Here is a 9,826-nt window from a genome sequence, read left to right on the forward strand (position 1 = left end):
CCAGAACGACACACCGTCCGACCACAACGAATCCTCGGATCCCGCCGAGCAGGCCCCCGGCAGCGGCACTGCCTCGGTGGATGGCTCCCCCGCCGAGGACGGTCTCGACGAAGCGCACCCGCTGACCGCCGGTGCCCCCGTCCGGGACGACTCCCCCACCTTCGCCGAGCTCGGCGTCCGCCCGGAGATCGTCCGCGCGCTGGCCGAGGCCGGCATCGAGCGGACCTTCGCGATCCAGGAACTCACCCTGCCGCTGGCGCTCGCCGGCGAGGACGTCATCGGCCAGGCCCGCACCGGCACCGGCAAGACCCTCGGGTTCGGCGTGCCACTGTTGCAGCGGTTGATCCCGCCGGCCGAGCGCGCCGCCGCCGATGCCCACGGCGATACCGCCGACCGCAGCAAGGACGTGCCGCAGGCACTGGTCGTGGTGCCCACCCACGAGCTGTGTGTGCAGGTGACCAAGGACATCGCCGACGCCGGCAGGCACCTCGGCGTCCGGGTCACCGCGATCTACGGCGGCCGCGCCTACGAGCCCCAGCTCGCCGCGCTGCACAAGGGCGTGGACATCGTCGTCGGCACCCCGGGCCGGCTGCTCGACCTGGCCGAGCAGCGCCACCTGGTGCTGGGCCGCGTCAGCGCGCTGGTGCTCGACGAGGCCGACGAGATGCTCGACCTGGGCTTCCTGCCCGACGTCGAGCGCATCCTGCGGATGCTGCCCGAGCAGCGCCAGACGATGCTGTTCTCGGCCACCATGCCGGGCCCGATCATCCAGCTGTCGCGCGCGTTCCTGAACCGCCCCACGCACATCCGGGCCGAGGAAGCCGACCAGGGCTCCATTCACGAGCGCACCCGGCAGTTCGTCTACCGCGCCCACGCGATGGACAAGGTCGAGGTGGTGTCCCGGGTGCTGCAGGCCCGGGAGCGCGGCCTGACCATGATCTTCGCGCGGACCAAGCGCACGGTGCAGCGAGTCGCCGACGACCTCGCCTCGCGCGGGTTCGCCGCCGCCGCCGTGCACGGCGACCTTGGCCAGGGCGCCCGTGAGCAGGCGTTGCGGGCGTTCCGCTCCGGCAAGGTCGACGTGCTGGTGGCCACCGACGTCGCCGCCCGCGGCATCGACGTGACCGGCGTCACGCACGTGCTCAACTACCAGTGCCCGGAGGACGCCAAGACCTACGTGCACCGCATCGGCCGCACCGGCCGCGCGGGCAAGGAGGGCGTCGCGATCACGCTGGTCGACTGGGACGAGATCCCGCGCTGGAAGATGGTCAGCGACGAGCTCGGCCTCGGCATCGACGAGCCGGTGGAGACCTACTCCACCTCCGACCACCTGTACTCCGACCTCGACATCCCGACCGACGCGACCAGCCGGCTGCCGCTGTCCAAGCGCACCCGCGCCGGGCTCGACGCCGAGTACGTCGACTCCGAAGGCGACCACGGCGGCCCGCGCAAGCGCCGGGACCGGGGCTCCCGCGATGCCGGGGACGACGCTCGGCGGCCCCGCCAGCCGCGCCGGCGCACCCGCAGCCGCGGTGGCGTGGCCATCGGCGTCGAGGGCGACGGCGCGGTCGCCACTGCCGGCGACAGCACTGCCGGCGACGGCACTGCCCCCGCGACCGGCCCCGACGCGCCGGCCGGTGAGGAGACCAAGCCGCGCCGCCGCCGTCGCCGTGGTGGCGCCCGCCGCCGCAACGGCTCGGACGGCTCAGGCGGCGCCGAGGTCGAGGCCACGGGCTCGGAGCAGTCCGGCCCGGACGCCGCCGCCAGCTGATCGGTGCTCCGCCCGCGCCCGCTACCCCCGGAGAGGCGCCGCCGCGGCGACATCGTCGCCGCGGCCGTGCTGGTCGTCGTCCTGTTCGCCGCCGCGGCGCTCTACTGGCTGCACAGCGCGGCGGCGAACACCGAGTCGGTCACCGATCCGGCGATGTCCGGCGCCGCGGCGCCCCCGGCCCCGGCCGCTGTGCCCGACGGCTTCGTCGAGGCGTGGCGGGCGCCGAGTGCGGCCACTCCGGTGCCGGTCGTCGCCGGCCCGGGGGTGGTCACCGGGGACGGCTCGGCGGTCGTCGGCCGCGACGCCGAGACCGGGCGGCAGCGCTGGAGCTACACCCGTGATCTGCCGCTGTGTACGGTCGGCGAGGGATTCGGCCGGGCACTGGCGCTCTACCAGAACGGCCAGTACTGCAGCGAGTTGACCGCTCTCGACGCCGCTACCGGGGCGCGGGGGCCGCAGCGCAACTCCGACGTCCGCCCGGGCACCCGGTTGCTGACGAACGGGACGCTCGTCGCCGCCACGGGGACCGACTACCTCGAGGTCTGGCGGTCGGACCTGGTCAAAACCCTCGAGTACGGGGAGATCCGCGCTCCCGAACAGCCCGGCCAGCAGCCCCGCACCGGGTGTACCTACGGCTCGTTCGCGATGACCACCGGCCGGCTCGGCGTCATCGAGCGGTGTCCCGGCGACAGCACCGACCGGCTCACCGTGCTCAAGCCGGACGGCGCCGGCGACTCGAGCAAGCCGCAGGAGGAGTTCTCCGTCCTGCTCCCCGCGGCCGGCGCTCAACTGATCGCGCTCTCCGCCGACCGTGCCGTGGTGGCCCTGCCCGAACCTGCCCGGCTGCAGATCCTCGACCGGTCCGGGACGCAGGTCGGTCTCATCCCCTCCGACGTCCCGGCGACCGACCTCGCGGCCGCACCGCCGGGCGGGGTGGCGAGGGTGTCGGCCGACGCGCGCCGCGTCTACTGGTGGACCGGTTCTCGGACGGTGGCGCTGGACCGCGCCGATCTCGTCCCGCTCTGGACGCTCGCCGGGACGCTCGGCCCGGGCACCTCCTACGCCGGGCAGCTACTGCTCCCGGTCCGCGGCGGCCTGCTGCAGGTCGACCCCACGCGCGGCACGGTCGTCCGCACGATCCCGGTCGACCGGAGCGGCTGGACCGGCCCGGTGGCCCTCGCCACCCAGGGTTCGGTACTCCTCGAACAGCGCGGCCCCGAGCTGGTGGCCCTCACCCCGCGACCCTGACCGCGCATCCTCGACGCGCCGCACGCGACGTTCTGGGCCATGCTGGAGGGGTGGCTGAGGCGGTTGCGCAGGACTCGACCGGATCCCAGGGCTACTTCCCGCCGGGCACCGTCAGCCGCAAGGTGATCGGCGACCCGGGCGCGCTCATCGGCGGCATTTCCGCGCTGTTCCTGCAGGCTCTGCACCCGCGTGCGATGGCGGGCGTCGACCAGCACTCCAGCTTCCCCGACGACTTCTGGCCGCGGCTGCGGCGCACCACGGAGTACGTCACCACGCTGGCCTTCGGTGACACCGCCCAGGCCGATGCGGCCGCTGCCCGGGTCCGGGCCGTGCACCGCCACGTCCGCGGCATCGACCCGGTCTCCGGGCGCAGCTACGCCGCCGACGACCCCGACCTGCTGCGCTGGGTGCACGTCACCGAGGTCAGCTCGTTCGGCCGGGCGGTGCGCCGTCTCGGCCTGATCGACGACGCCGAACTCGATACGTTCCTCGGCGAGCAGGTCCGCGCCGGTGCCCTGCTGGGGGCCACCGACCTGCCGGCCAGCGCGGCCGAGGTGGAGGCCTACTTCGAGGCCGTCCGCCCGGAACTGGTGGCCAGCCCGGTGGCGCGACGGGCCGCACTGCGGCTGGCCGCGCCCCCGCTGCCGACCCGGGTCGAGCTGCTCACCCCGGCCCGGCCGGCCTGGACGGTGGTGGCCGGCGTGGCGTTCGCCCTGCTGCCCGCGTGGGCCCGACGGCTCTACGGCGTGCCGGTGCTGCCGGTGTTCGAGCCGCTGTCCGACGCGGCGGCGACGGCTGCGCTGCGCGGGCTGCGACTGGCGTTGCTGGCCGTCAGGCGAGCCAGTAGGCGCCCAGCACCACCGCGCTGACCACGATCACCCCGAGCGCCGCGAGCACGCCCATCCGGTCGGCGCGGCGGTCGGCGACGACCTGCCCGGCGACGGCCGCGACCGCACCGAGCCCGTGCCCGATCAGCATCCCGCCCCCCGGGCCGGGTGAGCCGGTACGGGTGGCGATCAGCCAGCCGGCGAACAACACCAGCGCGAGCACGACCAGACCACCGGCCAGCACCCCGGCGGTCCCGCGCAGCAGCCGCCCACCCCGCCCGGGACGGCGTGACGAGGCTGCAGGGCCGCGGGCCGGCGCGCGATTCACGGGGCGAGCACCGCCCACGGTTCGATGCCCGGCGCGGCAGCCTGCCCCTGCGGGCAGTGCCTGCGGACGTCACACAGCGCGCAGCGGGCCGAAGGCCGCGGCGGGTAGAGCAGGTCCGGGTCACCGCCTGCGGCCAGCGCCGTCGCGGTGTCCTCGGACCGCTGCGCGGTGGCCTCGGCGCGACGCAGGTGTTCCCGCAGCGACGCGTCGTCGTGCTCCCAGGCCAGCACCCGGCCGGTGGGCAGGTGGTGCAGCTCCACCCGGGTGCACGGTCGGCGCAGCACGCGCTGCGCGGCCAGCGCGTAGAGCGCCAGCGCCGGCGAGCGGCGAGCGTCGTCCACGTCGAGCCCGTGCCGGCCGGTCTTGTAGTCGACGATGACGAGCTCCCCGCCGCGCTCGTCGATGCGATCCACGCGGCCCTCGGCCACGATCGTGCCCACCGGCGCGGACACCCAGCGCTCCACGCCCACCGGCTCCGCGTCGGAGTCCAGGTCGGCCGCGTAGTCGGCGACCCAGCCGCGGGCGCGTTCCTGGTACTCGGCGGCCTGCTCGCGGTCGCGGAAGCCCTCAGCAGTCCAGTGCCGGTCGACCAGCGCCGCGGCGGCCCGGGGGGTGCGCTGTGGGGCGGGCAGCGCGAACAGCGAGCGCAGCGCCAGGTGCACCACGGCGCCCAGCGTGGTGTGCGCCCATGCACCGCCCCGCGCCGGCGCCGGCCGGTCGACGTAGGTCATCCGGTAGCGGCGCGGGCACCCCTCCCAGGCGGCGAGCCGGGCCGGGGTGACCCGGATCAGGGGCCGGGCCACGAAGTCGGCTCCGAAGTCCAGCCCGAGCTGACCGCCGTCCACGCACGCCACCGTAGCCGTCCCGGCCGTGATCGCACCGGCGACCCGCGGCGGTCTCAGCCGACCAGCACGTCGACCCCGTCCGCCTTCGAGACCAGCTCCTCGAGCGCGTCCGGGCGGGTCGTCTCCACGCCGATCGGCGTCGACTTGTTCGTGCCGTGGTAATCGCTGGAGCCGGTTGTCACCAGGCCCAGCTCACCGGCGAGTCCGCGCAACAGCTCCCGGTCCTCGGGAACGTGGTCGGGATGGTCCACCTCGACGCCCGTCAGCCCGATCCCGGCCAGGTCCGCGATCACGGCGGGCTCGACGACCCGGCCGCGGCGGCGGGCCAGCGGGTGCGCGAAGACCGCGACCCCGCCCGCGGAACGGACCATCTCGATCGCCGTCTCCACCGGGGTGTGGGGTGTGGGCACGTAGTAGCGGCTGCCGTTGCGCAGCAGGTCCGCGAAGGCCTCGTCCACCGACCCCACCACGCCCGCGGCGACCAGCGCCTGCCCCAGGTGCGGGCGGCCCGCCGTGGTGCCCGGCGGCAGGTTCGCGAACACCGTCTCCGGGTCCACCGGGTAGCCGTCCGCGGCGAGCAGTGCGGCCATCTTGTGCAGCCGCTGCCGGCGCTCCGTGCGCAACCGCTCCTGCTCGGCGACCACGGCCGGATGGGTGGGGTCGAACAGGTAACCGAGCAGGTGCACCGAAGCCCGCCCACCCCGGCCGTCCGGGCTGACGCAGGAGAACTCCGCACCGCGCACCAGCCGCATCCCGGCCGGCAGCGCGGCGGCCGCCGCGTCCCATCCGCCGGTGGTGTCGTGGTCGGTCAGTGCGATGGTGTCCAACCCGGCCGCCGCGGCGATCCCGACGAGCTCCTCGGGCGAGTCGGTGCCGTCGGAGACCGTCGAGTGGGTGTGCAGGTCGATGCGTTGAGGGCCGGCCGGGGACGTCATGGGGACCAAGTCAACCAGGACGCTCCCCGGTCAGCGCCGCCAGCGGGGCTTGGACAGCATGCCGGTGGCCCGGGTCTTGCCCTTCTCCCCGAACACGAGCTCGGACAGCGCCTCGTAGATCTCCTCGGGCCGGGGCATGAAGTCGATGCGGTTCAACGCCTGGATCTGACCCGCGGACTCGACGACCAGGGTGCCGTAGCCGAGCGTCCGGCCGATCAGGGTGCGCCGGAAGGTCAGGTCCGTGACCTTGCCCAGCGGCATCATGCCCACGTTGTGGACGATGATGCCCTGGGCCAGCATCACCCGCTTGTCGGTGATCACGATGCGCTCGATCCACCAGAGCATGGTGATCACGGTGAACCGGATCACCGCGACCAGCGCGAGGTAGAACGTCAGGTTGTCGACGATGGCGCTCGCGGGCAGGTACTGCTGTGCGACCACCATGACCAGCAGGAACAGGAGCGTCTGGAGGATGTGCTTGCCCATGACGGCCCAGTGCTGGCGCACCCGGATGACCCGGCGCTCGGTCGGGAGCAGGTACTCGTCGATCTCGCGGGGAGCGAGCATCGGCTAGTGGATGACCTGGGTGAAGAACGTCGTCACCGACTGCGCGGCGTTGTAGAGGATGTTGCCGATGTTCTGGATCGACGCGGCTGCGCCTGCGGGCTGGGTGACGATGAAGAACACGGCGAGAGCGACTCCGAGCAGCGTCAGAATCTTCTTCAATTTCACCAGGACCACCGTTCCGGCACGAGGGACGACAACATGATCATTCTTACCGGACCTGCTGCCCCACGGGTACCGGCACGCGGGGAGCGTACCGTTCCGAGAGATGACTGAGGGTAGCCGACATGTCCCCTGTGTGGGGGGAATCGTCCAGGATTCGGCGGGTCGTCTGCTGCTCGTGCAGCGCGCGAACGAACCCGGACGGGGGCGGTGGTCCGTGCCGGGCGGGCGCGTCGAGGCCGGTGAGACGGACCAGCAGGCGGTGGTCCGGGAGCTCGCGGAGGAAACCGGCCTGATCGTGGTGCCCGGCCCGTTGGTCGGCCGGGTCGTCCGCGGCCCGTACGTCATCGCGGACTACCGCTGTGAGGCGGTCGGCGGAGAGCTGCGGGCCGGTGACGACGCATCCGACGCCCGCTGGGTGGACGCGGCGGCACTGGCCCGGCTGCCGCTCGTCGAGGGACTGCTCGACGCGCTCAGCGAGTGGGACGCCCTCCCCCGCTGACCCGCGAGTCGTCGCTTTCCGTTGCGCGAGTCGTCGCTTTCCGGCGGGCGAGTCGTCGCTTTCCGGCGGGCGAGTCGTCGAGTCCCGCGCGCGGGTCGCGGTGATCCAGCCGACGGCCGGGTCCGCGCGCGGCGGTGACGGCCGGCGCATCCGACGGGTCGCGCGCCCGCATCGGGTGGTCCCGGTGCCCGGCCGACCCCGGCTCGGGCACCGGACCACCGCGACTCGCGGGTCTCAGGCCTTCGGGGTCGGGCGGCCCGGCTGCTCGCCGCCCCGCGTCTCGCCGTAGGAGCGCTTCGGCACCATGACCTTGCGCCGGTACACGCAGACCACGGTGCCGTCCTGCTTGTAGCCACGGGTCTCGACGTAGACGATCCCGCGGTCGTCCTTGGACTTCGACGGGGTCTTGTCCAGCACCTCGGTCTCGCCGTAGATCGTGTCGCCGTGGAAGGTCGGCGCGATGTGCCGCAGCGACTCGACCTCCAGGTTGGCGATGGCCTTGCCCGAGACGTCCGGCACGGACATGCCCAGCAGCAGCGAGTAGATGTAGTTGCCGACGACGACGTTGCGCTTGAAGTCCGTCGTCTCCTCGGCGTAGTTCGCGTCGATGTGCAGCGGGTGATGGTTCATCGTCAGCAGGCAGAACAGGTGGTCGTCGTACTCGGTGACCGTTTTGCCCGGCCAGTGCTTGTAGACCGCCCCGACCTCGAACTCCTCGTAGTACCGCCCGAACTGCAACGTCAACGCCTCCATCGCCGATAACCACTGTTGGACGGGTAATCTAACGCGCGGACCGGCCCGTGGCCGGACGCCTTGATCACAGGTGAGGGGGTGGGCGCGGTGCAGGCAGCACCCGGTTGCAGTACCTGCCGCGTCCCCGCCGAGGAGGACACGCCCACCGGCTGACGGTCGGGTGCGCCCGGCAGGGATGCGACGCGTGCGTCGTCACTCGGAGCCCTGCCCACCCGCGGCTCCGCCCGTTCCTCTCGCCTGGAGGGCCCCGTGCCGCAGCTGTCTTCGTTCCGGCCCGTCATCCGCGCCGCCGGTTCCCGCACCCGCCTGACCCGGCACCAGCCCGCGGTGCTGCCGAAGGTGCGGGTCCCCATGTCGGCGTACGTGGTCGACTGTGGTGTCTACGTCGACGGCACGCGGCTGCCCGGCCGGTGGAGTCACGACGGCGCGATCGCCGAGGTGCGTCGCCGCGGGGAGGGCTTCGTCTGGATCGGTCTGCACGAGCCCACGGACGAGCAGATCACCGGCATCGCGGACACCTTCGGCCTGCACGAGCTGGCCGTGGAGGACGCCGTGCACGCGCACCAGCGACCGAAGCTGGAGCGCTACGACGACACCCTCTTCATGGTGCTCAAGACGGTCTGTTACGTCGGCCACGCGGAGCCGACGACGGCGCACGAGATCGTCGAGACCGGCGAGGTCATGGTGTTCCTGGGCCGCGACTTCGTCGTCACCGTCCGGCACGGCAAGCACTCCGGGCTGCAGGACGTCCGGCGCAGGCTGGAAGCCGACCCCGAGCAGCTGGCGCTCGGCCCGGCCGCGGTCCTGCACGCGATCGCCGACCGGGTGGTGGACAGCTACCTGGAGGTCACCGAGTCGATCGAGGACGACATCGACGAGATGGAGGCCGAGGTCTTCACCCCGCGCTCCACGATGGACGCCGAGCAGATCTACGTGATGAAGCGCGAGGTGCTCGAGCTGCGGCGGGCGGTGTCGCCGCTGGTCACGCCGGTGCGCAAGCTGACCGAGGGGTACAGCTCGCTGGTCCCGCACGAGGTGCGATCGTACTTCCGCGACGTCGACGACCACCTGGTCACCGTCACCGAGCGGGTGGCCGGGTTCAACGAGCTGCTCACCACGCTCGTCGACGCGGTGCTGGCGAAGATCAGCATGCGGCAGAACAACGACATGCGGAAGATCACCGCGTATGCCGGCCTGATCTCGGTCCCGACGATGATCGCGGGGATCTACGGGATGAACTTCGACACCATGCCGGAGCTGCACTGGGACTTCGGCTACCCGCTGGTCCTGGTCCTCATCGCGCTGATCTGCGGCACGCTGTACCGCAACTTCCGCAAGAACGACTGGCTGTAGAACCGGCATCGCGCAGGCCTCGTTGCCGAGCGCGGGACGGGTGGCGCCGCGTCGAGTCGCCGGGTCGCGGGCGGGGTCCTAGCCTCGGCTAGGTGACCAAGCACCTGCCGCGCAACCCGCTGCGGCACCTGCGCACCGCGCCGTGGGCCGAGCAGGCCCCGACCTGGGCGGAGGCGAAGCCGCCGCTGATCGCCGCGGCCACCCGGCGGGCCGCCGCGCTGCCCTCGGGCGGCTGGTTCGTCCTCGCCGGCAGCCGCGAGATCCGCCCCGGCCGGGCGTTCGGGCGGGTGGTGGCCGGCCGCGAACTGGCGGCCTGGCGCGACACGGACGGCACGCTGCGGGTCGGCCCCGGGGCGTGCCCGCACCTCGGGGCCGCACTGTGCGACGCGCCGGTGCACGACGGCAGCCTGGTCTGCCGCTGGCACGGCCTCGCGCTCGGACCCACGGGCCGTCCGGGCTGGCTGACGCTACCGGCGCACGACGACGGCGTCCTCGCGTGGGTGCGTCTGGACGGGATCGACGCCGATCCCCCGACCGA

General features: G+C 73.2%; 12 protein-coding genes. 6 read left to right on the top strand and 6 right to left on the bottom strand.

Annotated features, from left to right (window positions below):
- The first annotated feature begins 76 nt into the window (after nt 1-76).
- From HF526_RS07510 to HF526_RS07520, 3 genes are read left to right on the top strand one after another with little or no spacing between them, the layout of a single operon-like run.
- The gene (locus tag HF526_RS07510) at nt 77-1,771 is read left to right on the top strand and encodes a DEAD/DEAH box helicase (RefSeq protein WP_338051351.1); all 1,695 of its coding nucleotides are present in this window, start codon (nt 77-79) and stop codon (nt 1,769-1,771) included.
- Nucleotides 1,772-1,774: 3 nt separating this feature from the next.
- Complete coding sequence (locus HF526_RS07515) at nt 1,775-3,019, top strand: Rv3212 family protein (RefSeq protein ID WP_169380549.1); 1,245 nt, start codon at nt 1,775-1,777, stop codon at nt 3,017-3,019.
- A 50-nt stretch (nt 3,020-3,069) separates the two neighbouring features.
- Complete coding sequence (locus HF526_RS07520) at nt 3,070-3,888, top strand: oxygenase MpaB family protein (RefSeq protein ID WP_169380551.1); 819 nt, start codon at nt 3,070-3,072, stop codon at nt 3,886-3,888.
- On the opposite strand, the gene HF526_RS07525 is transcribed toward HF526_RS07520, so the two are convergent.
- Genes HF526_RS07525 through HF526_RS07545 form a run of 5 tightly spaced genes read right to left on the bottom strand, consistent with a single transcriptional unit; the run spans nt 3,851 to nt 6,686 of the window.
- A complete protein-coding gene (locus tag HF526_RS07525; RefSeq protein ID WP_169380552.1) occupies nt 3,851-4,174 on the bottom strand; it encodes a hypothetical protein in 324 nt (107 codons plus the stop codon). The two genes, HF526_RS07520 and HF526_RS07525, sit on opposite strands and share 38 nt — an antisense overlap.
- Complete coding sequence (locus HF526_RS07530; protein ID WP_338051352.1) at nt 4,171-5,019, bottom strand: RecB family exonuclease; 849 nt, start codon at nt 5,017-5,019, stop codon at nt 4,171-4,173. Before HF526_RS07530 ends, HF526_RS07525 begins: the two co-directional genes overlap by 4 nt.
- 53 nt (nt 5,020-5,072) lie before the next feature.
- A complete protein-coding gene (locus HF526_RS07535; protein ID WP_169380554.1) occupies nt 5,073-5,954 on the bottom strand; it encodes a PHP domain-containing protein in 882 nt (293 codons plus the stop codon).
- A gap of 30 nt (nt 5,955-5,984) precedes the next feature.
- On the bottom strand, nt 5,985-6,521 hold the full coding sequence (locus HF526_RS07540; protein WP_169380556.1) for a PH domain-containing protein: 537 nt from the start codon (nt 6,519-6,521) through the stop codon (nt 5,985-5,987).
- Between the two features lie 3 nt (nt 6,522-6,524).
- Nucleotides 6,525-6,686: a hypothetical protein gene (locus HF526_RS07545; protein ID WP_169380558.1), complete on the bottom strand. Its 162-nt coding sequence runs from the start codon at nt 6,684-6,686 to the stop codon at nt 6,525-6,527.
- A 100-nt stretch (nt 6,687-6,786) separates the two neighbouring features.
- On the opposite strand from HF526_RS07545, the gene HF526_RS07550 reads away from it, so the two are divergent.
- On the top strand, nt 6,787-7,182 hold the full coding sequence (locus tag HF526_RS07550; RefSeq protein ID WP_169380560.1) for an NUDIX hydrolase: 396 nt from the start codon (nt 6,787-6,789) through the stop codon (nt 7,180-7,182).
- 234 nt (nt 7,183-7,416) lie between these two features.
- On the opposite strand, the gene HF526_RS07555 is transcribed toward HF526_RS07550, so the two are convergent.
- On the bottom strand, nt 7,417-7,920 hold the full coding sequence (locus tag HF526_RS07555) for a MaoC family dehydratase (protein WP_169380595.1): 504 nt from the start codon (nt 7,918-7,920) through the stop codon (nt 7,417-7,419).
- 264 nt (nt 7,921-8,184) lie between these two features.
- Between HF526_RS07555 and corA the strand changes: the two genes are divergently transcribed.
- Nucleotides 8,185-9,288 carry a magnesium/cobalt transporter CorA gene (corA, locus tag HF526_RS07560; RefSeq protein ID WP_420821596.1) on the top strand — a complete coding sequence of 368 codons (1,104 nt, stop codon included), beginning with the start codon at nt 8,185-8,187 and terminating at the stop codon, nt 9,286-9,288.
- Nucleotides 9,289-9,380: 92 nt separating this feature from the next.
- On the top strand, nt 9,381-9,826 hold a 446-nt coding region (locus HF526_RS07565; RefSeq protein ID WP_338051353.1), incomplete at its 3' end, for a Rieske (2Fe-2S) protein.

Origin of the sequence: Pseudonocardia acidicola (assembly GCF_012911935.1) — a bacterium.
In the GTDB taxonomy this organism is placed as follows: domain Bacteria; phylum Actinomycetota; class Actinomycetes; order Mycobacteriales; family Pseudonocardiaceae; genus Pseudonocardia; species Pseudonocardia acidicola.